The following is a 24,660-nucleotide window of genomic DNA, read 5'->3' as shown; positions in this document are numbered from 1 at the left end:
TTGCTAAAATGCCGCATCGGCGCGTTGGCGCCTCTTCCCGGATTGTCTTCCTCGCAACATGGCCCTCCATACCGATGCCGCGCACTCCAGCGGCCAAGTCCTGCCTTTCCGCGAATCCCTGCTGGCCACCCTGGGCATCTGCTTCGTCATCATGCTGGTGGCGCTGGACCAGACCATCGTCGGCACCGCGCTGCCCACCATCGTGGCCGAACTCAAGGGGTTTGAACTTTATGCCTGGGTGGCCACTTCCTACCTGCTGACATCGGTGATCACCGTGCCGATCTTCGGGCGGCTGGGCGACTATTTCGGCCGCAAGCCGTTCGTGATCGCCTCCATCATCGTTTTCGTGGCGGCCTCGGCGCTATGCGGCATGGCCGGCAACATGCTGTTCCTGGTACTGGCGCGCGGCCTGCAGGGCATCGGTGGCGGCATGCTGGTGGGCACCTGTTTCGCTTCCGTCGCCGACCTGTTTCCCGATCCGCGCGTGCGCCTGCGCTGGCAGGTCATCCTCTCCGTCTCGTTCGGCATCGCCACCGCCGTCGGCCCTTCGCTGGGCGGTTTCCTGACGCAGGGCCTGGGCTGGCGCTGGGTGTTCTACTGCAACTTGCCGATCGGGGCGATTTCGCTATTCTTCGTCTGGCGCTTCGTGCCGCATATCCGCCATATCCAGCACCAGGGCAAGATGCGCCTGGACTGGCCGGGCGCGCTGCTGATCTCGCTGTCGCTGGGCAGCCTGCAACTGCTGGTCGAATTGTTGCCCAAGCGCGGCATCACCGGCGGCATGCTGGCGCTGCTGGTGCTCAGCGTGGCGGCTTTCTATGCGCTGTGGAAGTGGGAGCAGTGCGCCGAGCAGCCGATCCTGCCGTTCGAGATGATGCGCGACCGCGCGCTGTCTAGCCTGTTCATCTTGTCGGTGCTGGCCGGTTTCGCCATGTTCTCGCTGCTGATGTATGCGCCGCTGCTGTTCCAGGGCGGCTTCGGGATGACCCCGCGCGAGGCCGGTTTGCTGATCACGCCGCTGGTGGCCTGTATCACCGTGGCCAGCATCGTCAACGGCCGCATCATCATGCGCATCCCCAATCCCAACATGATGATGACGGTGGGCTTCGTGCTGGTGGCGGCGTCCTGCCTGGGCGTGGTGCTGTGCGACCGCGGCACCGGCAACGGTTTCATGCTGGCGACCATGCTGGCCGGCGGCTTCGGGCTGGGCCTGATCCTGCCGAACCTGACCGTGTTCGCCCAGCAGGCTGCCAGCCGCCAGCACCTGGGCATCGCCACCGCCTTGCTGCAGTCGCTGCGCATGATCGGCGGCATGCTGGGCACCGCCGTGACCGGCACGCTGGTCAGCCAGATGTACGGCAACGGCGTGCAGAAGGCGCTGGAGGGCGACCATGCGGCGCAATGGCTCAAGGAGTTCAGCGACCCGGAGGTGCTGGTCAACCATGACATCCAGTCGGTGTTGCTGGCGCAATTGATGAAGGCCGGGCATAACGGCTCGGCGCTGCTCGATGCCGCGCGCGATGCGCTGGTGGGGGCGATCCATATGGGCATCGCCATTGCCATCGTGGCTGGCCTGGCCGGTTTGTGGATGGTGCGGCGGGTGCCGCCGATCAAGTTCGGCAGCGAGGACAAGGTCGAGCCGGTGATGTCGGAGTAGGCCTTTCCCGACTCTTCCGGGGCTTCAGGCGGCTTCTTGCGGTGCCTTGCCGGCCTGCTTGACGACAGCGTAGCGTTGCAGCGTGCGTTCGCGCGCCAGGGCATGGTCGACGATGGGCAATGGATAATCCTTGCCCAGTGCCAGGCCGGCCTGGCGCAGTTCGTCGGGTGTGGCTGTCCACGGCGCATGGATGCGCTTGTCCGGCAGGCCGGCCAGTTGCGGCAGGTAGCGCCGGATGAATTTTCCTTCGGGATCGAACTTTTCGGATTGCGTCACCGGGTTGAAGATGCGGAAGTAGGGCTGGGCATCGCAGCCGGATGAGGAGGCCCATTGCCAGCCGCCGTTGTTGGCGGCGAGGTCGAAGTCGTTCAGGTGGGCGGCGAAGTACTGTTCGCCCCAGCGCCAGTCCAGGCCCAGGTCCTTGCTCAGGAAGCTGGCGACCACCATGCGCAGGCGGTTGTGCATATAGCCGGTCCGATTGATCTGCAGCATGGCCGCGTCTACCAGCGGATAGCCGGTGCGGCCTTCGCGCCAGGCGGCGAAATCATCTTGCGCCTGGCGGCCGTTTTCCCATTCGATGGCGTCATATTCGGGTTTGAACGCCCGGGTGGCCACACGCGGGTGGTGGTGCAGGATCATGAAGTAGAAATCGCGCCAGGCCAGCTCGGACAGCCAGGTCGCCGCGCCTGTGCCGCCGTGGCCGGCATGCATTGCCTGCAGCGCCGTACGCGCCAGGGTGCGGATGGAGATCGTGCCGAAGCGCAGGTGTACCGACAGGTAAGACGGACCCTTGACCGCGGGATAGTCGCGCGCCGTGCCATAGGCGCCGATGCGGCCAAGGAAATCTTCGAACAGCGTATCGGCGCCGGACATGCCGGTGGGGATCTTCAGCTCATGCAGATTGCTCGGCGCGAAGCCCAGGCTTTCCAGCGAGGGCAGGGCATACGCCGCGTCGGCCGGTGGCGCGGCCAGCGCGGCACGGTATTTCTCAACCGGATAGGCTCGCAGGAAGAAATCGCCGCCGGCCCCGGCCAGGCGCGCCATCCAGGCGTTCTTGTAGGGCGTGAAGACGGAGAACGGCTTGCCGGCTTGCGACAGCACTTCGTCCTTGTCGAAGATCGCCTGATCCTTGCTGCTGAAGAACAGGATGCCGTCGCGCTGGAGCGACTCGGCCACCTTTTCGTCGCGCGCCACGGCGCCGGGTTCGTAGTCGGTATTGGCAAAGACGGCCTGTGCGCCCAGGCGCGCGGCCAATGGCGGGATGGCGCGCGCGGCGCTGTCGTGCAGCACGATCAGGCCGCCGCCGTCGCGGCGCAGGGAGCGGTCGAGTTCGGCCAGGCTGTCCCGGATGAACTCGATGCGCCGGTCCTGGCGTATGCCGTTGCGCAGCAGGGGCGCGAGAATATCGGTATCGAATACGAAGGCGCAGTAGACTCTCTTGCTGCGCGAGAGCGCGTAGTAGAGCGCCGCATGGTCGGTATCGCGCAGGTCGCGGCGGAACCAGACCAGGGACGTGTCGAAATGGGAGGGCGGCATCGATGGAGAATTCGGTGCTTGGGGATGATCGGAGTCCGGCTAGTGTAGTACGGAAGGCGCCAGGACTTCGCCTTGATTGCGTGGCGGAAGTGCCGGGGCGTTTTTTCGGCCCCCGGAAACGCAAAAGGCCGATTGATTTTCATCAATCGACCTTTTATGTTTTGGTGCCCACGGAGGGACTCGAACCCCCACACCTCGCGGCACATGGACCTGAACCATGCGCGTCTACCAATTCCGCCACGTGGGCTTTAACGCTGTAAAGCGAAAGAATGCGATTATATACGATATGAGGCCCGTGTCAATACCTTTGTGCGGAGAAATTTGCAATTTCTTCCGAAGGGGCAGAACGGGCCGGTGCCGGACAAGCCGTATTGCGGTTAGGTAAATAGCCGCAACTCCGTTACACTAGGGCTTATTCGTCCGTATCGGCGCACCGGCGCCGGTTTCATCAATAACAATTGCGCGAACGACACTTTTGAGCCAATTCCCTTACTCCATTCCCAGCCGGGAAGAAATCCTCGGCATCCTGCGTACTTCGCCCACGGCGCAAAGCGCGCCCAGCCTGGCGGCGGCGCTCGGCGTCAAGCCCGATGAGATGGACGGCCTGACGCGCCGGCTCAACGCCATGGAACGCGACGGCCAGATCAAGCCCGATCGCGCCGGCAACTACAAGCTGACCCATTCGCCCAATTTCATCGAAGGGCGGGTGTCCAGCCATCGCGACGGGTTCGGCTTCCTGTTGCCGGACGACGGCAGCGACGACCTGTTCCTGCCCGAGAAGGAAATGCAGAAGGTCATGCACGGCGACCGCGTCCAGGCGCGCATCGTCGGCACCGACCGCCGCGGCCGTCCGGAAGGCACCATCGTGGAAGTGGTGGAGCGCGCCAATACCCATGTGATCGGCCGCCTCCTCAATGAGAACGGCGTATGGGTGGTGGCGCCCGAAGACAAGCGCATCGGCCACGACGTGCTGCTGGCGGGATCGCCGGGCAAGGCCAAGGCGGGGCAGGTGGTCAGCGTGGAGTTGACCGAGCAGCCGTCGCGCTACACCCAGCCGGTGGGCAAGATCGTCGAGATCCTGGGCGATATCGACGACCCCGGCATGGAAATCGAAATCGCGGTGCGCAAATACGGCGTGCCGCATGAATTCTCGGATGCCGCCAAGAAGCTGTCGGCCAAGCTGCCCAGCGAAGTGCGCGCGGCCGACCTGAAGGACCGCGTCGACCTGCGCGATGTGCCGCTGGTCACCATCGACGGCGAAGATGCGCGCGACTTCGACGATGCGGTCTATTGCGAACCGGTCAAGATCGGCCGCGCCAAGGGCTACCGCCTGATCGTGGCGATCGCCGACGTCAGTCACTACGTCAAGCCCAACGATGCGCTGGACGTGGATGCGCTGGAGCGCAGCACCTCGGTCTACTTCCCGCGCCGGGTGATCCCGATGCTGCCGGAAAAGCTGTCCAACGGCCTGTGCTCGCTGAACCCGGACGTCGACCGCCTGACGCTGGTGTGCGACGCCGTGATCACCGCCAAGGGCGAGATCAAGGCCTACCAGTTCTACCCGGCCGTGATCCATTCGGCCGCGCGCCTGACCTATACCGAAGTGGCCTCCATCCTGGCCAATACCAAGGGACCGGAGGCGGCGCGCCGCATCGGCCTGGTGCCGCACCTGACGCATCTGTACGAAGTGTTCCAGGCCCTGCTGCAGGCGCGCCAGGCGCGCGGCGCGATCGACTTCGAGACCACCGAGACCTATATCGTCTGCAACGCCGCCGGCAAGATCGAGAAGATCCTGCCGCGCACCCGCAACGACGCGCACCGCCTGATCGAAGAATGCATGCTGGCGGCCAACGTCTGCGCCGCCGACCTGTTGAAGCGCCACGACCATCCGGCGCTGTACCGCATCCACGCCGGTCCCACCAAGGAAAAGCTGACGCAGCTGCGCACGTTCCTGAAGCAGGTGGGCCTGAACCTGGGCGGCGGCGACACGCCCAGTGCCGCCGACTACGCCGAGCTGATGCCCAAGATCAAGGCGCGCCCGGATGCGGTGCTGATCCAGACCATGCTGCTGCGCTCGATGCAGCAGGCGGTCTACAGCCCGGACAACATCGGCCACTTCGGCCTGTCCTACGAATCCTACGCGCACTTCACCAGCCCGATCCGCCGCTATCCCGACCTGCTCACGCACCGCGCCATCAAGGCCGTGCTGCAGGGCAAGCGCTATGAGCCCAAGGGCATCGACAGCAGCGCGCTGAACACCTCGATCTCGCCGGCGGCGCGCAAGATGCAGCAGCAACAGCGCGCGGCCGACAAGGCCGCCGGCAAGAAGACGCACAATGCGCGCAACGAAGGCAGCCAGGGCATCTGGGAAGCGCTGGGCCTGCACTGCTCGGCCAACGAGCGCCGCGCCGACGAGGCTTCGCGCGACGTCGAGGCCTGGCTGAAGTGCTACTTCATCCGCGACAAGCTGGGCGAGGAATTCACCGGCACCATTTCCGGCGTGGCCACCTTCGGCATCTTCGTGCAGCTCGACGCGCTGTACATCGAAGGCCTGGTGCACGTCACCGAACTGGGCGCCGACTACTTCCAGTACGACGAGGCGCGCCACGAGCTGCGCGGCGAGCGCACCGGCATCCGCTACCAGTTGACCGACCGCGTCACCGTGCAGGTCAGCCGGGTCGACCTGGATGCGCGCAAGATCGACCTGTCGCTGGTCAACGAGCCGGGCATCCGCACGCTGATCAAGAACGAGGCCAAGCGCGCCGAAAGCGCCGCGCGCGGCAAGCCGGCCGGCGCCGCCAAGCAGCCGGCCGCGAAGGCCAGGAAAGCGGCCCCGCCCAAGCCGGCCAAGGCCGCCGCCAAGGCCAAGGGAAGCGGCGGCAGCGCGGCGCGCGGGCGCCCCGGCGAAGCCGACCGCAAGCGCGCCTCGGCCAAGGGCTTCAACAAGGGCGGCAAGAAGAAGCGCTGATCGCTTCCGCCCCCGATAACGGATTTACAGCAAGAGAAGAAACCAGCAGGATTTATGAAGAGCAAAATGATTTTCGGCTTCCATGCCGTCACGTCCCGCATTCGCCACGAGGCTTCCTCGGTGGATGAAATCTATGTGGACGCCGAGCGGCGCGACCGCCGCATGCTGGACATGCTGCACGCGGCCAAGGAAGCCAACGTGCGCATCATCCAGGCCGACGACCAGCGCCTGTCGGCGATGGTCGGCACGCGCCGCCACCAGGGCGTGGTGGCCAAGGCCGCCGCGCTGTCGCTGGCGCGCACCCTGGATGAACTGCTGGACGCGGTGCAGGGCCCGCCGCTGCTGCTGATCCTGGACGGCATCACCGACCCGCATAACCTGGGCGCCTGCCTGCGCGTGGCCGACGGCGCCGGCGCGCATGCGGTGATCGCTCCCAAGGATAGGGCAGTCGGCTTGAACGCCACCGCCATGAAGGTTTCCAGCGGCGCTTCCGATACCGTGCCCTACATCACCGTCACCAACCTGGCGCGCACCATGCGCGACCTGAAGGAGCGCGGCGTGTGGATCATCGGCACTTCCGACGACGCCGAGAAGGGTTTGTACGAAGGCGACTTCACCGGCCCGACCGCGCTGGTGATGGGCTCGGAAGGCGAAGGCATGCGCCGCCTGACGCGCGAAACCTGCGACATCCTGGTCAACATCCCGATGTTCGGCTCGGTCGAGAGCCTGAACGTGTCGGTCGCTTCCGGCGTCTGTCTGTACGAGGCGCGACGCCAGCGCTTGCCCAAGTAAGTCCGGTCATCTCGCAATGACAATGTCGCCGGACTATATGTCCGGCGATTTTTTTGCAGTTCCGCATCTCCCGTTTCAGGAAATCCATCATGTTCAGCCGACTCCGTGAAGACATCGCCAGCATTCGCGAGCGCGATCCCGCCGCGCGCAGCAATTGGGAGGTGCTGACCTGTTATCCCGGTCTGCATGCGGTGGTCATGCACCGCTGGGCCAACGCCTGCTGGGCGGCCGACCTCAAGTGGCTGGGGCGTTTCATCTCGCATATCGCGCGCTGGCTGACCGGCATCGAGATCCATCCGGGCGCCACCATCGGCCGCCGCGTATTCATCGACCATGGCATTGGCGTGGTGATCGGCGAGACCGCGGTGATCGGCGACGACTGTACCATCTACCAGGGCGTGACCCTGGGCGGCACTTCGCTGGCCAAGGGCGCCAAGCGCCATCCCACGCTGGGGCGCGGCGCGATCATCGGCGCCGGGGCCAAAGTGCTGGGCGGATTCACGGTGGGGGACGGCGCCAAGGTCGGCTCCAATGCCGTGGTCACCAAGGAGGTGCCGGCCGGCGCCACGGCGGTGGGCAACCCGGCGCGCATCGTGCAGCGGGCGCAGCCGCAGGACCCGCGCGAGCAGGCCGCCGCGCGCATGTTCGCCGCCTACGGCGTCATGCCCAACGGCGACGACCCGCTGTCGAAGGCATTGCATGGCCTGATCAACCAGGTGGCGGCGCAGGAGCAGCAGATCGAGGTGATGCTGGCGGCGTTGAAGGGAGCGGGGATAGGCTGTCAGCGCTTCGAGGAAGTGAGCCGCTTCGATGCCGAGCAGTTGAACAGGCTGGTGGATTGAGGCTGATGCCGGATGTTACTGGTAACTGAACGCCACTGGGTCCTGACGAAGGCCGGGACCCAGTGGCGTTTTGACGGCAGGCCAATCAATCAATTAATTAATTTCACTGCCCGCCGCATCGAAGCGATGCAGCACTCCATCCGCCGTCAGGCCGATCCATCCGCCGCGCGGCGTCTGAACATCGTATTCCCAATCCGGCAACACATACCGCAGGCGCTGTTCGTCGCCGCTGCCCAGCACATGCAGGGCGGGGCGGTGCGTATGGCCGTGGATCAGTACGCGGGTGCCGGCCTGGGCGAACAACTGGTCGATGGCGCCGGCATTGACGTCCATGATCTCGTAGGACTTGCTCTGGTTGGCGTCCTGGCTGTTCTTGCGCATGCCTTCGATGATGGCCTTGCGCTGCGCCAGCGGCATGGCCAGGAACTGCTGCTGGTAGGCCGGTTGGCGCACCTGGGCGCGGAAGGCCATGTAGGCGACGTCGTCGGTGCATTGCGCGTCGCCGTGGGCCAGTGCGATGTCGCGCCCGGCCAGGCGGATCACATGCGGGTCGTCCAGCAGCGTCAGGCCGGCCGCCGCGGCAAAGCCGGGGCCGACCAGGAAGTCGCGGTTGCCGGCGATCCAGAATACTTGCACGCCTTGCTGCGCCACCGCCTTCAGGGCATCGGCGATGGCCTGGTTGTAGGGCGTGGCGAGGTCGTCGTCGCCGGCCCAGTATTCGAAGATGTCGCCCAGCAGGTAGAGCCGCTGCGTCTGCGCCGCATGGGTTTGCAGGAATTCGAGGAAGGCCGCGGTGGTGCGCGGCAGCGAAGCCTGCAAGTGGAGGTCGGAAACAAAAAGCGCAACCGTGGGCTGCGCTTTTTGCGAGGACGTGAAGATCGTCATCGTTTGCCGTTTCGGTGCGAAAGCGGCTTCAGACCACTTCGGCCTTTTCGATGATGACGTCTTCGGCCGGGACGTCGGCGAACATGCCGGCGCGGGTGGTCTTGACGCCCTTGATCTTGTCGACCACTTCAGTACCTTCGACCACCTTGCCGAACACGCAGTAGCCCCAGCCGTCCTGGCCCGGGAAGTCCAGGAAGCTGTTGTTCTTGACGTTGATGAAGAACTGCGCCGATGCCGAGTGCGGCGCGGCGGTACGGGCCATGGCCAGGGTGTAGGGCTCGTTCTTGAGGCCGTTCTTGGCTTCGTTTTCGATCGGCTCGTTGGTTTCCTTCTGCTTCATGCCGGGTTCGAAGCCGCCGCCCTGGATCATGAAGCCGTCGATCACGCGATGGAAAATGGTGCCGTTGTAGTGGCCGGAGTTCACGTAAGCCAGGAAGTTCTCGACGGTCTTGGGCGCTTTTTCGGCATCCAGTTCGATCTTGATGTTGCCGTGGTTGGTGGTGAGCAGAACTGCCATGATGAATCCTTTGCTTAACAGTGAAAATGGTGAAAATAAGGGAGGGAAAACGAGGCGGGCATCGCGGCCCGCCTGTCCCTGGGGCGGTATTAAAAGAACCTACTTGACCAGCGTCGCCGACTCGATCACGACCTGGGTAGCCGGGACATCGTCGTAGCCGGTCGGCACCTGCTTGATCTTGTCGACCACATCGGTGCCCTGGACCACCTTGCCGAATACCGCGTAACCCCAGCCGTCACGGCTCGGATAATCCAGCGGGGCATTGTTGGCGACGTTGATGAAGAACTGGGCCGTAGCCGAATGCGGAAGCGAGGTGCGCGCCATGGCGATAGTATAAACCTCGTTCTTCAAACCGTTTTTGGCCTCGTTCCGGATCGGCGCGTCGGTCGGCTTTTGGCGCATGTTCTTGTCGAAGCCGCCGCCCTGGATCATGAAGCCGCTGATCACGCGGTGGAACAGGGTGCCGTTGTACTGGCCCTTCTTGACGTAGTTGAGGAAATTCTCGACGGTGACGGGGGCCTTTTCGGGATTGAGCTCGACCACGATGTCGCCCATGCTGGTCTTGAGCAGCACGCGCGGCGCGGCGGCAGCGGCGAAGGCCGGGGCCGGCAGGGCGGCGGTCAGGGACAGGGCGGCCAGTGCGCACAGCAGGCTACGGCGAAACATCATCATGCATTACCTTCGTAAATAATTTTCCAATCCGATCCTTCCTTGACCCAGTACTGGCGTTTGCGGATCGCGTTCTTGCTCTTGCCGACGGCGCTTTCCTGGGTGAAAGTGCTGACGATCATGTTTTCCGGGCCCGGATAGCGGAACAGGCTGACATCGCGCAGCTTGACGCTGGTGAAGCGCGCGCCGTTCATGCTCTTTTGCTGGCGCGTGAACCAGGTCGCCAGGCTTTCGCCCAGCGCCGAGCGGAAGTCGCGCGAGTAGTAGGACAGGGTCTTCTCGCTGTCGGGGCTTTCCAGCGACTGCTGCCATTGTTCCAGCATGGCGGTCGCGGCCTCGCGCTGCTTATTCCATTCGCCCTTGTTGACGAATTGCACGCCCTGGCTGATCACCACCACGGTCTTGCCGACCTCGGCGGTCGAGTACAGGTTTTGCAGGTCCGGATTGGCCAGCACCACGCAGCCGTCGGAAGACAGCGGCGGGCGGCTGAAATTGTCGGACGGCGTGCCGTGCAGCCAGATGCCGTAGCCGCTGCGGCCGTTGCGCTTGTCCCATTCGTTGGGGTAGGACAACGGCAGCGCGCCGGTGCCGTAGAAGTCGGGCAGCTTGGGGCCGGGGATGCGGTTGTTGACGTAGTACACGCCGATCGGGGTGCGCTGGTCGCCTTCCTTGGACTTGTTGGCGCCGAAGCGGCCTTGCGAGATGTAATAGTCGCTCTGGTATTTCAGCTCGCCGCCCTGGTTTTCATAGACGTACATGCGCGAGCGCGAGGTGTCGACCACGAACACGTTCTTCTGGTCGTCGCCGACCTGCAGGATGGCCTTGGGGATCAGCTTGGGATCGGGTTTTTCCTGCAGCGAGCGGATGCGCACCATGGCTTCGTCGCGCAGTTCCTTGAGCTTGTCCTGCGGGGCGTCGGCCATGGCGCCGAAATTGCGCACCGGGCGCGCATGCATCAGCAGCAGGTCGCCCTGCACCAGGTGCCCCAGGCGGAAGGTCGGATAGGCCGCCACCAGGGCGTCGGCCTTGGCCTGGGCTTCGCGCAGGCGGTTGGCGCCGAGGTCCTTGTAGACGTCGATCAGCAAGGCCTCGGGATCGGGCTTGGCCGGCGCGGCAGGGCCGGCGCTTTGCGGTGGGATGGAAGACGAGGAGGCGATGCTGCCGGTCGTCGGCAAGCCTGCCAGACACAACATCAGCAGGCGCCCCAGCATGCGCGCCGGACGCCCTTGTAAAGCTTGAGCCACCGCTTACCCTCCCGATCGTTCCTGTTTGATCAGCCACTTGTTGCCCTGTTTCACGAAGACCAGGGTCTTGCGGCTGTCCACCGTCAGCCGGTTGGAATTATATATCTGGCGGTAGCGCACGGTCGCGGTATTGCCTTTGATGACGACCTGGGCGTTGCTGACCTTCACGGTGATGTGGCCCTTGTCCTCGATACGGGCGCGGCGCTCTTCGGCCCACTCCTTGCGGGTGGCGCCCTTGGGCGTCTCGAAATCGCTGGCGTAGTGGGCCAGGTAGCTCCTGACGTCCTTGTCGCTCCAGGCCTTGGCCCAATTGTTGAGCGAGGCCAGCACGGCGTTCTTGTCCTGGTCGGCGTCGGCCGCCGCCTTGGCCTTATCCGCCGCCGCCTTGGCCTGGGCGGCCTTCTCGGCGGCCGCCTGCTTCTCGGCCTGGGCGGCTTTTTCCTTCTCGGCCCTGGCGGCCTTGTCGGCCTTTTCCTTCTCCAGACGTTCGGCTTGTTCCTTCTGTTCCTTGTCTTTCTGCTTCTGTTCGGCGGCTGCCTTGTCGGCCTTCTTCCTGTCGGCGGCGGCTTTCTCCGCGGCGGCCTTTTCAGCGGCGGCCTTGTCGGCAGCCGCCTTGTCCGCCGCCGCCTTCTCGGCGGCAGCCTTGTCCGCTGCGGCCTTGTCGGCCGAGGCCTTGGCGATGGCGGCCTTTTCCGCCGCCGCCTTGTCGGCCGCGGCCTGCTGGGCGGCCTTTTCGGTCGCCAGCGCGCGTGCGCGTTCCTGCTGTTCGGCCGCGGCGGCGTCGGCCTTGGCCTTGGCGTCGCGCTGCGCCTGCGCGGCCTGGCCGGGGGCGGCGCTGGCCAGGCGCGGCACGGTGCCGCCGGTGGCGTTGCCGTTGAGCGAGCGCAACAGGGTCAGCTTGGGCTGCGGGACATTGCTGCCCGGATCGATCTGCAAGGCCTTGTCATATGCCTGGCTGGCCAGCTTGGCGTAGACGTCGCCCAGGTTCTCCAGCGCGGTGGCATAGGTCGGGTTGGTGCGCATGGCCATGTCCAGCGATGCGCGCGCCTTGTCGTATTGCCCGTTGGCGGCATACAGCACGGCCAGGTTGTTGTACGGCTCGGGCAGGTCGGGGAAGTCCTCGGTCAGTTTGGAGAACACCGCGATGGCCTCCGCAGAACGATTTTGTTCTGCTAAGATCAGGCCTTTCGTGAAACGCATCTGGGCGTCGCGCGGGTGTTTCGCGAGTACGGCATCGGTCTTCGTGAGCGCCTCGGCGTATTGGCCGGACCGCATCAGCTTGTTGATGTCGGACATCTCGTTGGCGTGCGCGGGGGCGGCGAAGAGGGCGGCCACCAGGCCGGACAACAGCGCCGTCTTGTGGGCAGTTCTATTGATCAAACCGCGCAAACCATGAATAGATGTCTGTTCTTGTGATTCTGGGGGCATGGTTTATCAATGCTATACTCGGACGAAAGCAGGCATTTTATATCAAACAGGCACTACAAAAAGAGGTTTGGCTATCGTGTCGCGTTCATGTCGCAAGTGTCGCTAGAACCGTAATCGAGGGGGCGAGCGCCCGTCCGGAAGCACTCTTCCCGGCGCGCAGCCCGCATCGCGCAGCATGACCGCGGCACTGTCTCCGGTATCGCCAAACCAAGAATTCCCGTCCCATGAGCAAGCTCAAAATTTACAACACGCTGGCGCGTGATAAGCAGGTCTTTTCCCCGATCGAACCCGGCAAGGTGCGCCTGTACGTGTGCGGCATGACCGTATACGACTATTGCCATCTCGGCCACGCGCGCGTGATGGTGGTGTTCGACATGGTGCAGCGCTGGCTGCGCAAGTCCGGCTACGACGTGACTTATGTGCGCAACATCACCGATATCGAAGACAAAATCATCAAACGCGCGCAGGAAAACGGGGAGTCGATCTACCAGTTGACCGAGCGCTTCATCACCGCGATGAACGAGGATGCCGACGCCCTGGGCGTGCAGCGCCCCGACCATGAGCCGCGCGCCACCCAATACGTGCCGCAGATGCTGGAGCTGATCGGCAAGCTGGAGCAGAACGGCCTGGCCTACAAGGCGACCGACGGCGACGTCAATTATTCCGTGCGAGATTTCCCTGGCTACGGCAGGCTCTCAGGCAAGTCGCTGGACGACCTGCGCGCCGGCGAACGGGTGGACGTCAACACCGGCAAGCGCGATCCGCTCGACTTCGTGCTCTGGAAAGCCGCCAAGGCCGGCGAACCGGACGAAGCCAAGTGGGATTCGCCATGGGGCTGTGGCCGTCCCGGCTGGCATATCGAATGCTCGGCCATGTCCAGCGACCTGCTGGGCGACCATTTCGACATCCATGGCGGCGGGCAGGACCTGCAGTTCCCCCACCACGAGAACGAGATCGCCCAGTCCGAAGGCGCGCACCGCCACACCTTCGTCAATTACTGGATGCACAACGGCTTCGTGCGCGTCGACAACGAGAAGATGTCGAAGTCGCTCGGCAATTTCTTCACCATCCGCGAAGTGCTGCAGAAGTACGATCCGGAAGTGGTACGCTTCTTCATCCTGCGCGCGCATTACCGCAGCCCGCTGAACTATTCCGACGCCCACCTCGACGATGCGCGCGGCGCCTTGACCCGCCTGTATACCGCGCTCAAGGATGTGCCGGTGGAGGCCGGCGGCGTGGACGAGGGCGAGGCGCATGCGCTGCGTTTCGCCGAGGCGCTCAACGACGATTTCAATACCCCGGTGGCGATTGCGGTGCTGTTCGAGCTGGCCAACGAGGTCAACCGCAGCCGTTCGCCGCAGCATGCGCGCCAGCTGAAGGCGCTGGCCGGCGTGCTGGGGCTGCTGGAACGTGCGCCGGACGAATTCCTGAAGGGCCGCAGCGGCGCCCAGGAAGGCGGTCTGGATGAAACTCAGATCGAAGCATTGATCGCCGCCCGCAAGGCGGCCAAGCAGGGCAAAAACTTTGCCGAAGCAGACCGCATCCGCGCGGAGCTCACTGCGGCCGGCATCATTCTGGAAGACAAACCGGGCGGGCTGACCGAATGGCGGAGAGCTTGAGTTGAATACCATCAGAAAAACGAGTCCGGCCGATCCGACGCTGATCGTCCCCGGATACTGGGAAGAAGCCAAGGCCGAATTGATGAAGCGCGACCGCATCATGCGCAAGATCATCCCCCAGTTCGGCGACCTGCAGCTGACGGTGCGCGGTGACGCTTTCACCACGCTGGCGCGCTCGGTGATCGGCCAGCAGATTTCGACCAAGGCCGCCAATGCGGTGTGGCTGCGTTTCCTCGAGGCGTGCCCCAAATGTACGCCGGCCCAGGTGATTCGCACCGGCCTGGAAGGGTTGGGGGAGTGCGGCTTGTCCAAGCGCAAGGCCGAATACATCCTCGACCTGGCCAACCATTTCAAGGCCAAGACCGTGCATCCCGACAAGTGGATGGAGATGGAGGACGAGGACGTCATCGCCGAGATGGTCCAGATCCGCGGGATCGGCCGCTGGACAGCCGAGATGTTTTTGATATTTAATCTGCTGCGGCCGAACGTGCTGCCGCTGGACGACCTGGGCTTGCTCAAGGGTATCAGCATCAGCTATTTCTCGGGCGAGCCGGTGTCGCGCAGCGATGCGCGGGAAGTCGCCGCCAACTGGGAACCGTGGCGCACTGTTGCCACGTGGTATCTCTGGCGCAGCCTCGACCCGTTGCCGTCGGACTATTGAAGGATACAAAAGGGAGCGCGGGTTGCGCAGTTTGGATAAGCCGCTGGTGTATACTCCGCTCCTCGCAGGATAGAAGGCAAACCGATCGCGTAGCGCCAAGGCAGCCGCAACTCCATACGGAGCGCGCATGCGGGCGCCGTCGGACTTGTTGAACAAAGGAACACAATGACTAAATCGACAACGACTTTTCTGGGCTTCGAGCAGGCCATCGCCGAGCTGGATGCCAAGATCGAAGAGTTGCGTTTTGTACAAGACGACTCGGCCGTCGACATCTCCGAAGAGATCGAACGCCTGGTCAAGAAAAGCCAGCAACTGACCAAGGACATCTACGCCAAGCTCACGCCCTGGCAGGTTTCCCAGATCGCGCGCCACCCGCAACGTCCGTACACCATGGACTACGTGCGCGAAATCTTCACCGACTTCCACGAACTGCACGGCGACCGCACCTTCGCGGACGACCAGTCCATCGTCGGCGGCCTCGCCCGTTTCAACGGCCAGGCCTGCATGGTGATCGGCCACCAGAAGGGGCGCGACACCAAGGAACGCGCCATGCGCAACTTCGGCATGCCCAAGCCGGAAGGCTATCGCAAGGCGATGCGCCTGATGAAGGTGGCCGAGAAATTCAACCTGCCCATCTTCACCTTCGTCGATACCCCGGGCGCATTCCCCGGCATCGATGCCGAAGAGCGCGGCCAGTCCGAAGCCATCGGCCACAACCTGTACGTGATGGCCGAACTGAAGGTGCCGCTGATCGCCACCATCATCGGTGAAGGCGGCTCCGGCGGCGCGCTGGCTATCGCCGTGGGCGACTCGGTGCTGATGCTGCAATATGCGACCTACTCGGTGATCTCGCCGGAAGGCTGCGCTTCCATCCTGTGGAAGACCGCCGACCGCGCCGCCGATGCCGCCGAAGCGCTGGGCCTGACCGCGCACCGCCTGAAGGCGATCGGCCTGGTCGACAAGATCGTCAACGAACCGCTCGGCGGCGCCCACCGCGATCCGAAGCAGATGGCTTCGCTGTTGAAGCGCGCGCTGTCGGACACGCTGCGCCAGTTCCAGGGCATGAAGACCAAGGAACTGCTGGCAGCCCGCCACGAAAAGCTGATGGCCTACGGCAAATTCAAGGAACTGAACTCGGCCGAGTAATTTCCGGCGAGGCCTTGAACAGGCTCCACTATCGAGCGCCAGCGATCCCGGTCGCTGGCGTTTGTCGTTTCTGCGGGGCCGTTTCATCGGCCGCTCCGCTTGATTACCGATCTTCCCATCTCCAAGGCCATGTCCGATTTCGCCAACCCACCCGACCATCCGCGTTCCGCGCCCAAAGCAGCGCAGGCGGTGCAGCAGGCGCTAGGCGCGTTGCTGGCGGCGGTGCCGGCCGGCGAGCGTCCGGCCGGATTGGCCGTGGCGTACAGCGGCGGCCTCGATTCCTCGGTGCTGCTGGATGCCGCCGCGGCGTTCGCCGCCGCGCATGGCCTGCGCTTGCTGGCGCTGCATGTGCACCACGGATTGAGCCCGCACGCCGACCAATGGCTGCGGCATTGCGAGGCGCGCTGCGATGAACTTGGGGTGCCGTTTTTCGCCGAGCGCGTCAGCCTGGCCGGCGTTGCCGACAGCGGCGTGGAAGAGGCCGCGCGCGTGGCGCGCTACGCCGCGCTGGGCCGCATGTGCCGTGAACATGGCGCCGGCATCCTGTTGACGGCGCACCATCTGGACGACCAGGCGGAAACGGTACTGCTGCAACTGCTGCGCGGCAGCGGACTGGCCGGCATGTCGGGCATGGATGCCTGCAATGCCGCCCCCGGTTTGCTGGGCGACGATGCCACCCTGATCGCCCGCCCGCTGCTGGGCATGACGCGCGCGCAACTGGAGCAATACGCGGCAGCGCGCAAGATCGCGCATATCGAGGACGAGTCCAACGCCGATGTGCGCTATGCGCGCAACGCCCTGCGGCATGGCGTGATGCCGGCGCTCGGCAGCGCCTTCCCGGGATTCCAGCAACGCCTGGCGCGCGCCGCCGGACACGCGCAGGGCGCGCAGGAATTGTTGAACGAAGTCGCCGCGCAGGATCTGGCGCAATGCCGCCATGAAGACCATCTGTTGATGCCGGCCCTGCGGCAATTGAGCGAGCAGCGATTCTTCAACCTGATGCGCCATTGGTTCGCCTTGCGCGGCATGCGCATGCCGTCGGCGGCATGGATGCAGGAGATGCGCGCGCAATTGCTGCAGGCGGGCGCGGAGGCGCAACTGTGCGTGTCGCATCCGGATGGCGAGGTGCATCGCTACCGCGACCGCGTATTCCTGGCGCCGCGCCGCACGCCGCCGGCTGAAGGCGAGGTCGTCCGGTTGGCATGGAGCGGGCAGGAGCAATTGCGTGTCGATGCCTACTACGGCTGGCTGCGGTTCGAAAGCATCGGGGCCGGCGATGCGCGCCCCGGCATCGATGCGGCATGGCTGGCGCGGCAGCCATTGGCGGTGCGCGGCCGCGACGGCGGGGAGCGCGTGAAGCTGGCCGCCAACCGTCCGGCGCGCAGCCTGAAGCAGCACTTCCAGAGCGCCGACGTGCCGGCGTGGGAACGTCCGTATCTGCCGTTGCTGTTCGCCGGCGATGAACTGCTGTTCGCCGCCGGCATCGGCATGGATTGCGCGCATTTCTCTTTCGCTGGCGAGCGCATCGTCATCGGCTGGCAGGCCGATTGAGCGGCGCGCGCCGACGATAAAAACTCCAGGCGAAAAAATGCCGCATCATGCCTTGCGGCGATGATGCGGCACCCCCTGTCATCCCTGACATGGATGGAGCGCGTGAAGGCGCTCCGGTGATGCTCTTTGCGTTACTGCTTACTTCTTGGCGCTGTCGGCGGCCGGCTTGACGTCGGTGGCGCCGTCAACCTTTTCGGTGGCCTTCTTGGCGCTCTTCTTGCTGACCTTCTTGACGTGATGCGCCTTGGCCTTGGTGGCGGTTTCAGCCTTGGCAGCAGGTGCGGCAGCCGGGGCGGCAGCGGTAGCGGCAGGGGCTGCGGGAGCGGCGGCCGGGGTACCGGTCTGAGCGAATACCGGCAGGGTCAGGGCCGACAGCAGGGAAGCGACGATGATGGCTTTGGTTTTCATGGTGTAGTCCTTTCAAGATCCGGGTGTGTGATCCGCGATGTGTCTGTAATAAATAGTCAGGTGCTGCGGTGTTGTCGTCGCGGCGCGTCTTCCGTGAGTTGCGCCGCGCTCCGGCTATGCTGCGAAATTACTTGGCCTTGGCGGCGTCGGTTGCCGGCTTGGCTTCGGCGCCTGCGGCGTCCTTCTTCTCATCCTTTTTTTCGGCCTTCTTTTCAGCCTTCTTTGCAACCTTGTGCTTGGCATGCGAGGTCTTTGCCTTGGGGGCGGCATCGGTCGTGGCAGCCGCAGGAGCTGCGGGCGCTGCGGCCGGAGCGGCGGCGGTGCCGGTCTGTGCGAACACCGGCAGGGCCAGGGCGGTCAGCAGGGAGGCGACGATGACGGATTTGGTTTTCATGGCAGTTCCTTTTGAATGTGGAGGTTACGCTCGGCGTCTGATTTCGCGTTTGCCGTGATGATCGCGGCGCCTTACTCCCAATAACGAACTGCCGAACCGGACGACGACACGAAAGTGTTTCATTTCATCGCGGAAATGTAAGCAATCGTTGCCGCGCATTTCGCGCTCATCCGATGGGTTTTCCCGGGGCTGTGAGGGAAGCAGAAAACATTCAGATGAATTTGCCGTAGCCCACCAGGCCAAGCACGCCGATGGCGATCAGGTAGATGGCGACAATGAAGTTGAGCAGGCGCGGCGCCAGCAGGATCAGGATGCCGGCGATCAGTGCGGCCAGCGGGCCGAAGGAAAGGTGGATGTTCATATTGTTTCTCCGCAGGTGTCGGGATGAAAGTGAGATGTCCGGATACCGGTGAAGTTCTTGGACGGGCGCGACTGCCGGGGCGGGAAAACAGAAGATCGGAGGAGTCTTTATAATGATGGACTTTCCTTGCCGCACTATCGGGATTTCTCACATGGCTTATCAAACCTGGTTCGCATTCTTTGTCGCCGCTTGCGTGATCGCCGTTTCACCGGGCTCGGGCGCAGTGTTATCGATGAGCCATGGCCTCAACTACGGCGTGCGCCGCACCAGCGCCACCATCCTCGGGCTGGAGATCGCGCTGGTGGTGATCCTGCTCATCGCCGGGGCCGGCGTGGGTTCGCTGCTGCTGGCATCCGAGGCCGCCTTCAACACCATCAAGGTGCTGGGCGCCGTCTACCTGATCTATCTCGGCTTCTCGCAGTGGCGCGCACCGGTGACGGTGCAACAGGATGTCGATGCGACGCAGGGCGCTTCCAGGGCCGCGACGGTACGCGGCCAAGCCTGGTGGCAGCGCTGCATGACCGGTTTCCTGACCAACGTCACCAATCCCAAAGGCATCGTCTTCATGGTGGCGGTGCTGCCGCAATTCATCGACAACGACCGTCCGCTGTGGCTGCAACTGCTGGTGCTGGCGGTGACGATGGTGGCGGTCGATCTGGTGGTGATGCATGGCTATGCGTTCGCGGCCAGCCGCTTGCAGCGCTTCTTTCGCAATCAACGGGCCATGAAGGCGCAGAACCGCTTTTTCGGCGGCGTGCTGATGCTGGTCGGCGCCGGCCTGTTCTTCTTCAAGCGCTCGGCGCACTGAGTACATAAGCGTACGCCCATCAAGCAACAAGCCCCGGCATGCCGGGGCTTGTCGTTTGTGGCATCGCCGGCCTCGATAGCCGGCTGATGCTTACTTGTCTTTCTTCAGGCAGGAAGACATGAAGGCCTTGCGCTCGTCGCCTTTCTTGCCGGCGGCATCGGCATTGCACTGCTTCATCTTGTCTTGCTGCGTCATCGGCTTTTCCGGCTTGCTGGACAGGCAATCTTTCATGAAGGCCTTGCGTTCGTCGCCCTTTTTGCCGGCGGCATCCTTGTTACAGGCGGCCATCTTGGTCTGTTGCGCATTCTCGGCCATGGCGGGGGCGGCGAGCAGCAGCGGGGTGGCCAGTGCGAAAGAAGTGATAGCGATCAGCATTTTTTTCATTAGAAACTCCCTGGACAGTGTGGATTCGGGCCTGCGCGACGGTGATCCGCAGACGCAGGCATTACAGCACGAAAGCCTGCATCTGACTAGCGCCGGCCGGACAATCGCTCAACGCACGCAGGCGATATCGCCTTCCTGGCAGCCGGACAACTCCTGCAGCTCCCGGGCGCGCTGGCGCGTCTTGTCGGCCAGGCAATTCTGCAGCGCCACGCCGGCAGCGGAACCGCCTGCAACGCTGGAGCTTTCGAAGCGGCAGGAGAGGTCGCGGTATTTGAGCCAGGCAAGCTGCACGTCGCGGATCTGGTTTTGCTGGGCCGGGCGCAGCTTGGCGCGGTAAGCGAGGTAGGCCTGGTTGAGTTCGGCGTCGGCCTGGCTGAGATCCCGGGCGGTACATTCGTTCATGTCGGCCTGGGTCGCGGCCTTGCCGCAATCCAGTGCGCCAGCCCCGGCGCTGGCGCCGCACAGGGCCAGCAGCAAGACGAAGCGGATCGGTGGTGTCATGGATATGGTCTCTCCGGAAGGGCGGGGCGCATCATGCGGCCGGTATTGCCGGGAACATGTGCGTCCAACGGGATAAAATCGGATTGTGCTTGTCTTAGAAGAAGGCGCAAGGCCGAGGTTCTCTGCCAATTGCAACAAGCCGTTTCCGATTCTTGAAAGGAGTGCCGCCAATGGGACTGAGCTGGATGTCCGCCCTCAAACTGATTCCCTGGGGAGATGTGGTGCAAGCCACGCCCGGCATCGTGCGCGGCGCCCGCGACCTGTGGTCGCGCACACGCCGCGCCAAGTCGGAAGCCGAAACGCATGAAGGCGCCGTTCTGGCGCCGGGAGACATGGCGCAACTGGCCGCGCGCATCGAACAACTGGAAGCCGAACAATTGGAGGCGAGCAAGCTGATCAATACGCTGGCCGAGCAGAATGCCCAACTGGTGGCCGCCCTCGATGCGCAGCGCCGGCGCATGCGGCTGCTGATGGCGTTTTGCGTGCTGCTGGCGGCGGGATTGGCGGCCTTGTGGCTGCGCTGAACGTTGGCGCCGCCAGCAGGATCGGCGGCGCAGGATTACCATAGCCGGGTTTTCGACCGGCTGCGCCGGCCATCTTCCCCTTACGTTTTCGAAAGGACCTTACCATGCTCAAATCGCAAGGTTACGCTGCACAAAATGCGGCATCCCCATTGGCGCCGTTCAGTTTCGAGCGGCGCGAGGTCGGTCCGCATGACGTGCAGATCGACATCCTGTTCTGCGGCGTGTGCCACTCCGACCTGCACATGGCGCGCGACGAGTGGAAGGGAACCGCCTTCCCGGTGGTGCCGGGCCACGAGATTGTCGGCCGCGTCGCCAAGGTCGGCGCGCACGTCACCAAATTCAAGGTCGGCCAGATCGCCGGCGTCGGCTGCATGGTGGACTCCTGCCAGACTTGCTCGAGCTGCGGCGAAGGGCTGGAGCAATACTGCGAGAACGGCTTCACCGGCACCTACAGCTCGCCCGACAAGGTCAGCGGCGGCTATACCTACGGCGGCTATTCCAACAACATCGTGGTCAACGAGAAGTTCGTGCTGACGGTGTCCGACAAGCTGGACCCGGCCGGCGCCGCGCCGCTCCTGTGTGCCGGCATCACCACCTGGTCGCCGCTGCGCCACTGGAAGGTCGGCCCCGGCCAGAAGGTCGGCATCGTCGGCCTGGGCGGGCTGGGCCACATGGGCGTCAAGCTGGCGCATGCGATGGGCGCGCACGTGGTGCTGTTCACCACTTCGCCGGACAAGCGCGAAGACGCATTGCGCCTGGGCGCCGATGAAGTGGTGGTGTCCAAGGACGCGGACCGGATGGCCGAGCACGCCAACAGCTTCGACTTCATCCTGAACACCGTGGCGGCCCAGCACAACCTGGACCCCTTCATGGCGTTGCTCAAGCGCGAAGGCACCATGACGCTGGTCGGTTTGCCGGAGCATCCGCATCCGTCGCCCTCGGTGGCCAACTTCATCTTCAAGCGCCGCCACCTGGCCGGTTCGCTGATCGGCGGCATCCAGGAGACGCAGGAGATGCTGGACTTCTGCGCCGAGCACGGCATCCATTCCGACATCGAGATCATCAAGATCCAGGACATCAACCAGGCTTACGAGCGCATGCTCAAGAGCGATGTGAAGTACCGCTTCGTGATCGACATGTCGTCGCTGGCGGCCTGAGCGCGGCAAGCAAAGTAGGAGCGGCCTGCCAGCCTTGCGGCGGCAGGCCGTTTCGTTATCGTGTATCCAAACCTTGATTGGGAATCGGCTTCGGATGTTTGAACAAGCATTGCGCATGACCCGGCGCGACTGGCGTACCGGCGAGTTGCGCTTCCTGTTGATCGCATTGATCGTCGCGGTGGCGGCATTGTCTTCCGTCGGCTTCTTCGTCGACCGCATGCGTGCGGGCATGACGCGCGACGCTCACCAACTTCTGGGCGCCGACCTGTTGATCGCCGCCGATCAGCCATTGCCGGCGCAGTGGCTGCAGCAGGCGCAAGCGCAAGGCCTGCTGCAGGCGCAGACCACAGTGTTCCCCAGCATGGCGCAAACCGGCGAGGGCGATCGTGCGCGCTCGGTGCTGGCGTCGATCAAGGCGGTCACGCCGGGTTATCCGCTGCGCGGGCAGTTGAAGCTGCAAGGCGCAAACGGCGCCGACCGTGCCGCCGGCGGCATTCCGCCAGCAGGTGCGGTCTGGGTCGATCCGCAGATATTGTCGGCGCTGGATGTGCGCGTGGGCGATGCGCTGAAGCTGGGCGACAAGGCCTTTCGCATCGCCGATGTGATCTCGATGGAGCCCGACCGCGGCAGCGCGTTCGTCAATTTCGCGCCGCGCGTGATGCTGGCCGACAGCGACCTGGCCGCCACCAGGCTGGTGCAGGTGGGTTCGCGCGTGACCTACCGCTTGCTGCTGGCCGGCGCGCCGCAGCCGGTCAAGGCCTTCCAGCAGGAAGTGGAGCGCCAGATCGAGGCGCAGCAATTGCGCGCCGTGCGCATCGAATCGCTGGAAAACGGCCGCCCTGAAATGCGCGCCACGCTGGACCGCGCCGAGCAGTTCCTGTCGCTGGTGGGGCTGTTGTCGGCCATGCTGGCGGCCTTGGCGGTAGCGATGGCGGCGCGCCGCTTCATGATGCGCCACCTGGACGCCTGCGCCATGCTGCGTTGTTTCGGCATGACGCAAAACCAGGTGACGGCGCTGTACCTGATCGAATTCGTGCTGGTCGGCCTGGCCGCCAGCGCCATCGGTGTGGCGCTCGGCTATGTGGCGCATCTGGCGCTGCTGCAATGGCTGGGCAGTTTCATGCCGACCGCATTGCCGACGGCAGGCTGGCAGCCTGCGCTGCAGGGCGTGGCGACCGGCCTGCTGTTGCTGGTGGGCTTTGCGCTGCCGCCGATCCTGCAATTGCGCAACGTGCCGCACAATCGCGTGATCCGCCGCGAGCAGGGCGCGCCGCAGGCGCTGACGTTGCTGACCTATGTGCTGGGCATGCTAGTGTTTTCCGGCCTGCTGCTGTGGCAGGCGGGGGATATCAAGCTGGGGTTGCTGACGGTGGCCGGTTTCCTCGGCGGCTTCGGCCTGTTCGCGCTGGTGGCGTGGCTGTGCCTGCGCGCCTTGCGCTCATTGCGCGGCTGGTTTGACAGCCAGAGCTGGCGCTTCGCCATCGACGGCCTGCAGCGCCGCCCGGCGGCGGCAGTGATGCAGGTAGTGGCATTGGGCTTGGGATTGATGGCCTTGCTGCTGCTGACCGTGATCCGCGGCGACCTGGTCGGCGCCTGGCGGCAATCGACGCCACCGGATGCGCCCAACCGTTTCGTGATCAACATCCAGCCCGACCAGCGCGCGGCGGTGACCGGCGCGCTGGAGCAGGGCGGCGTCGCCCGGCCGCAGCTTTACCCGATGATCCGCGGCCGCCTGGTGCAGGTCAACGGCCGCCAGATCAGCGCGGCCGACTACAAGGAAGATCGCGCCAAGCGCCTGGTCGACCGCGAGTTCAACCTGTCGACGATGAAGGATATCCCGCCCGGCAACGGCATCGTGGCCGGACGTTGGTACGACGACAGCAAGCCGGAGGCCTCGGTCGAGCGCGGCCTGGCGCAGACGCTGGGGATCAAGCTGGGCGACAGGCTGCAGTTCGACATCGCCGGGCAACTGATGGAAGTGCCGGTGACCAGCCTGCGCAAGCTGGAGTGGGGCTCGCTGCGGGTCAACTTCTTCGTGATCATCAACCCGACGGCGATGCGCGACACGCCGCAGAGCTGGATCACGGCCTTCCACCTGACGCCGGCGCAGGAAAGCCTGGGCAATACGCTCACGCGCGACTTTCCCAACCTGACCGTGGTCGATATCGGCAGCGTGCTGCGCCAGATCCAGGACGTCGTGGGACAGGTGATTTCCGCTGTCGAGTTCCTGTTCCTGTTCACGCTGTGTTCCGGCGTGCTGGTGCTGTACGCGGCGCTGGCCGGTTCGCAGGACGAGCGGGTGCGCGAGGCAGGGCTGTTGCGGGCGCTGGGCGCGACGCGGGCCGAGCTTTCCCGGGCGCAACGCATCGAGGTGCTGCTGGTGGGCGCGGTGGCCGGCTTGCTGGCGGCCAGCGGCGCGGCCGCCATCGGCTGGGCGCTGGCGCATTACGTCTTCAATTTCGACTGGGCGCTGAGTCCGCTGGTATGGCTGGCCGGCATGGCCATCGGCGCCGGCTGCTCGGCCATCGGCGGCTGGGCCGGCTTGCGCCACGTGCTGGGCCGCCCGCCGTTGCAGACCTTGAGGGAGGCGTGATCTTGTATCATGCTG

The 24,660-nt window shown here is 64.5% G+C and carries 23 protein-coding genes and 1 tRNA gene; 12 read left to right on the top strand and 12 right to left on the bottom strand.

All coding sequences use genetic code 11. The features are described 5' to 3' along the window. The first annotated feature begins 58 nt into the window (after positions 1–58). Positions 59–1,657 carry an MDR family MFS transporter gene (locus tag J7548_RS05145; protein WP_290971231.1) on the top strand — a complete coding sequence of 533 codons (1,599 nt, stop codon included), beginning with the start codon at positions 59–61 and terminating at the stop codon, positions 1,655–1,657. 24 nt (positions 1,658–1,681) lie between these two features. On the opposite strand, the gene J7548_RS05140 is transcribed toward J7548_RS05145, so the two are convergent. Beyond that, a complete protein-coding gene (locus tag J7548_RS05140) occupies positions 1,682–3,193 on the bottom strand; it encodes a deoxyribodipyrimidine photo-lyase (protein WP_290971228.1) in 1,512 nt (503 codons plus the stop codon). A 162-nt stretch (positions 3,194–3,355) separates the two neighbouring features. Beyond that, positions 3,356–3,440, bottom strand: a tRNA-Leu gene (locus J7548_RS05135). Between the two features lie 228 nt (positions 3,441–3,668). Here J7548_RS05135 and rnr point away from each other — a divergent pair. The 3 genes from rnr to cysE all read left to right on the top strand — a co-directional run bounded on the left by rnr (position 3,669) and on the right by cysE (position 7,795). After that, the gene (rnr, locus tag J7548_RS05130; protein ID WP_290971226.1) at positions 3,669–6,161 is read left to right on the top strand and encodes a ribonuclease R; all 2,493 of its coding nucleotides are present in this window, start codon (positions 3,669–3,671) and stop codon (positions 6,159–6,161) included. Between the two features lie 54 nt (positions 6,162–6,215). Next, a complete protein-coding gene (rlmB, locus tag J7548_RS05125; protein WP_290971223.1) occupies positions 6,216–6,953 on the top strand; it encodes a 23S rRNA (guanosine(2251)-2'-O)-methyltransferase RlmB in 738 nt (245 codons plus the stop codon). 89 nt (positions 6,954–7,042) lie between these two features. After that, a complete protein-coding gene (gene cysE, locus J7548_RS05120; RefSeq protein WP_290971221.1) occupies positions 7,043–7,795 on the top strand; it encodes a serine O-acetyltransferase in 753 nt (250 codons plus the stop codon). 93 nt (positions 7,796–7,888) lie between these two features. Here the strand turns inward: cysE and J7548_RS05115 are convergent, their stop codons facing one another. The 5 genes from J7548_RS05115 to J7548_RS05095 form a co-directional block, all read right to left on the bottom strand. Next, positions 7,889–8,680: a UDP-2,3-diacylglucosamine diphosphatase gene (locus tag J7548_RS05115; protein ID WP_290971218.1), complete on the bottom strand. Its 792-nt coding sequence runs from the start codon at positions 8,678–8,680 to the stop codon at positions 7,889–7,891. A gap of 28 nt (positions 8,681–8,708) precedes the next feature. Further along, complete coding sequence (locus tag J7548_RS05110) at positions 8,709–9,197, bottom strand: peptidylprolyl isomerase (protein ID WP_290971215.1); 489 nt, start codon at positions 9,195–9,197, stop codon at positions 8,709–8,711. Between the two features lie 99 nt (positions 9,198–9,296). After that, a complete protein-coding gene (locus J7548_RS05105; protein ID WP_290971213.1) occupies positions 9,297–9,869 on the bottom strand; it encodes a peptidylprolyl isomerase in 573 nt (190 codons plus the stop codon). After that, positions 9,866–11,077, bottom strand: coding sequence for a L,D-transpeptidase (locus tag J7548_RS05100; protein ID WP_290971629.1), 1,212 nt, complete (start codon positions 11,075–11,077; stop codon positions 9,866–9,868). The genes J7548_RS05105 and J7548_RS05100 overlap by 4 nt, the downstream gene beginning before the upstream one ends. Before the next feature lie 36 nt (positions 11,078–11,113). Beyond that, the gene (locus J7548_RS05095) at positions 11,114–12,538 is read right to left on the bottom strand and encodes a tetratricopeptide repeat protein (protein WP_290971211.1); all 1,425 of its coding nucleotides are present in this window, start codon (positions 12,536–12,538) and stop codon (positions 11,114–11,116) included. A 224-nt stretch (positions 12,539–12,762) separates the two neighbouring features. Between J7548_RS05095 and cysS the strand changes: the two genes are divergently transcribed. The 4 genes from cysS to tilS all read left to right on the top strand — a co-directional run bounded on the left by cysS (position 12,763) and on the right by tilS (position 17,515). After that, on the top strand, positions 12,763–14,157 hold the full coding sequence (gene cysS, locus J7548_RS05090; RefSeq protein ID WP_290971208.1) for a cysteine--tRNA ligase: 1,395 nt from the start codon (positions 12,763–12,765) through the stop codon (positions 14,155–14,157). Between the two features lies 1 nt (position 14,158). Beyond that, positions 14,159–14,818, top strand: coding sequence for a DNA-3-methyladenine glycosylase (locus tag J7548_RS05085; RefSeq protein WP_290971205.1), 660 nt, complete (start codon positions 14,159–14,161; stop codon positions 14,816–14,818). 165 nt (positions 14,819–14,983) lie between these two features. After that, on the top strand, positions 14,984–15,964 hold the full coding sequence (locus tag J7548_RS05080) for an acetyl-CoA carboxylase carboxyltransferase subunit alpha (RefSeq protein ID WP_290971202.1): 981 nt from the start codon (positions 14,984–14,986) through the stop codon (positions 15,962–15,964). A gap of 99 nt (positions 15,965–16,063) precedes the next feature. After that, positions 16,064–17,515 carry a tRNA lysidine(34) synthetase TilS gene (tilS, locus tag J7548_RS05075; protein WP_290971200.1) on the top strand — a complete coding sequence of 484 codons (1,452 nt, stop codon included), beginning with the start codon at positions 16,064–16,066 and terminating at the stop codon, positions 17,513–17,515. A gap of 138 nt (positions 17,516–17,653) precedes the next feature. Here tilS and J7548_RS05070 read toward each other — a convergent pair whose 3' ends face one another. From J7548_RS05070 to J7548_RS05060, 3 genes are all read right to left on the bottom strand, one after another. Beyond that, on the bottom strand, positions 17,654–17,923 hold the full coding sequence (locus J7548_RS05070) for a hypothetical protein (RefSeq protein ID WP_290971198.1): 270 nt from the start codon (positions 17,921–17,923) through the stop codon (positions 17,654–17,656). 127 nt (positions 17,924–18,050) lie between these two features. Further along, complete coding sequence (locus J7548_RS05065) at positions 18,051–18,317, bottom strand: hypothetical protein (RefSeq protein WP_290971196.1); 267 nt, start codon at positions 18,315–18,317, stop codon at positions 18,051–18,053. A gap of 211 nt (positions 18,318–18,528) precedes the next feature. After that, positions 18,529–18,678: a DUF3096 domain-containing protein gene (locus J7548_RS05060; protein WP_290971194.1), complete on the bottom strand. Its 150-nt coding sequence runs from the start codon at positions 18,676–18,678 to the stop codon at positions 18,529–18,531. A gap of 151 nt (positions 18,679–18,829) precedes the next feature. On the opposite strand from J7548_RS05060, the gene J7548_RS05055 reads away from it, so the two are divergent. Further along, positions 18,830–19,486, top strand: coding sequence for a LysE family transporter (locus J7548_RS05055; protein ID WP_290971192.1), 657 nt, complete (start codon positions 18,830–18,832; stop codon positions 19,484–19,486). A 90-nt stretch (positions 19,487–19,576) separates the two neighbouring features. On the opposite strand, the gene J7548_RS05050 is transcribed toward J7548_RS05055, so the two are convergent. Continuing rightward, on the bottom strand, positions 19,577–19,870 hold the full coding sequence (locus J7548_RS05050) for a PsiF family protein (RefSeq protein ID WP_290971190.1): 294 nt from the start codon (positions 19,868–19,870) through the stop codon (positions 19,577–19,579). Between the two features lie 108 nt (positions 19,871–19,978). Then, entirely contained in the window at positions 19,979–20,371 is a 393-nt protein-coding gene (locus tag J7548_RS05045; RefSeq protein ID WP_290971188.1) for a lysozyme inhibitor LprI family protein, read from the bottom strand. 170 nt (positions 20,372–20,541) lie between these two features. On the opposite strand from J7548_RS05045, the gene J7548_RS05040 reads away from it, so the two are divergent. The 3 genes from J7548_RS05040 to J7548_RS05030 all read left to right on the top strand — a co-directional run bounded on the left by J7548_RS05040 (position 20,542) and on the right by J7548_RS05030 (position 24,645). Continuing rightward, on the top strand, positions 20,542–20,895 hold the full coding sequence (locus J7548_RS05040; RefSeq protein ID WP_290971186.1) for a hypothetical protein: 354 nt from the start codon (positions 20,542–20,544) through the stop codon (positions 20,893–20,895). A 104-nt stretch (positions 20,896–20,999) separates the two neighbouring features. Next, positions 21,000–22,052, top strand: coding sequence for an NAD(P)-dependent alcohol dehydrogenase (locus tag J7548_RS05035; RefSeq protein ID WP_290971184.1), 1,053 nt, complete (start codon positions 21,000–21,002; stop codon positions 22,050–22,052). A gap of 94 nt (positions 22,053–22,146) precedes the next feature. Continuing rightward, entirely contained in the window at positions 22,147–24,645 is a 2,499-nt protein-coding gene (locus tag J7548_RS05030) for an FtsX-like permease family protein (RefSeq protein WP_290971182.1), read from the top strand. Positions 24,646–24,660: the final 15 nt, after the last annotated feature.

It is taken from the genome of Herbaspirillum sp. (assembly GCF_017744395.1).
In the GTDB taxonomy this organism is placed as follows: domain Bacteria; phylum Pseudomonadota; class Gammaproteobacteria; order Burkholderiales; family Burkholderiaceae_D; genus Herbaspirillum.
The sequence above is the reverse complement of the archived record's forward strand: the minus strand, read 5'-3'. Positions and strand labels throughout refer to the sequence as shown.

Bases quoted from the DNA above. Each gene is read 5' to 3' on its own strand.
- J7548_RS05070 (WP_290971198.1), bottom strand. From the start codon at position 17,923: ATGAAAACCAAAGCCATCATCGTCGCTTCCCTGCTGTCGGCCCTGACC.
- J7548_RS05115 (WP_290971218.1), bottom strand. From the start codon at position 8,680: ATGACGATCTTCACGTCCTCGCAAAAAGCGCAGCCCACGGTTGCGCTT.
- J7548_RS05055 (WP_290971192.1), top strand. From the start codon at position 18,830: ATGGCTTATCAAACCTGGTTCGCATTCTTTGTCGCCGCTTGCGTGATC.
- J7548_RS05045 (WP_290971188.1), bottom strand. From the start codon at position 20,371: ATGACACCACCGATCCGCTTCGTCTTGCTGCTGGCCCTGTGCGGCGCC.
- J7548_RS05080 (WP_290971202.1), top strand. From the start codon at position 14,984: ATGACTAAATCGACAACGACTTTTCTGGGCTTCGAGCAGGCCATCGCC.
- J7548_RS05030 (WP_290971182.1), top strand. From the start codon at position 22,147: ATGTTTGAACAAGCATTGCGCATGACCCGGCGCGACTGGCGTACCGGC.
- J7548_RS05105 (WP_290971213.1), bottom strand. From the start codon at position 9,869: ATGATGATGTTTCGCCGTAGCCTGCTGTGCGCACTGGCCGCCCTGTCC.
- J7548_RS05040 (WP_290971186.1), top strand. From the start codon at position 20,542: ATGGGACTGAGCTGGATGTCCGCCCTCAAACTGATTCCCTGGGGAGAT.
- J7548_RS05035 (WP_290971184.1), top strand. From the start codon at position 21,000: ATGCTCAAATCGCAAGGTTACGCTGCACAAAATGCGGCATCCCCATTG.
- J7548_RS05100 (WP_290971629.1), bottom strand. From the start codon at position 11,077: ATGCTGGGGCGCCTGCTGATGTTGTGTCTGGCAGGCTTGCCGACGACC.
- J7548_RS05110 (WP_290971215.1), bottom strand. From the start codon at position 9,197: ATGGCAGTTCTGCTCACCACCAACCACGGCAACATCAAGATCGAACTG.
- cysE (WP_290971221.1), top strand. From the start codon at position 7,043: ATGTTCAGCCGACTCCGTGAAGACATCGCCAGCATTCGCGAGCGCGAT.
- J7548_RS05140 (WP_290971228.1), bottom strand. From the start codon at position 3,193: ATGCCGCCCTCCCATTTCGACACGTCCCTGGTCTGGTTCCGCCGCGAC.
- rlmB (WP_290971223.1), top strand. From the start codon at position 6,216: ATGAAGAGCAAAATGATTTTCGGCTTCCATGCCGTCACGTCCCGCATT.
- J7548_RS05065 (WP_290971196.1), bottom strand. From the start codon at position 18,317: ATGAAAACCAAATCCGTCATCGTCGCCTCCCTGCTGACCGCCCTGGCC.
- J7548_RS05060 (WP_290971194.1), bottom strand. From the start codon at position 18,678: ATGAACATCCACCTTTCCTTCGGCCCGCTGGCCGCACTGATCGCCGGC.
- cysS (WP_290971208.1), top strand. From the start codon at position 12,763: ATGAGCAAGCTCAAAATTTACAACACGCTGGCGCGTGATAAGCAGGTC.
- J7548_RS05095 (WP_290971211.1), bottom strand. From the start codon at position 12,538: ATGCCCCCAGAATCACAAGAACAGACATCTATTCATGGTTTGCGCGGT.
- J7548_RS05050 (WP_290971190.1), bottom strand. From the start codon at position 19,870: ATGAAAAAAATGCTGATCGCTATCACTTCTTTCGCACTGGCCACCCCG.
- J7548_RS05145 (WP_290971231.1), top strand. From the start codon at position 59: ATGGCCCTCCATACCGATGCCGCGCACTCCAGCGGCCAAGTCCTGCCT.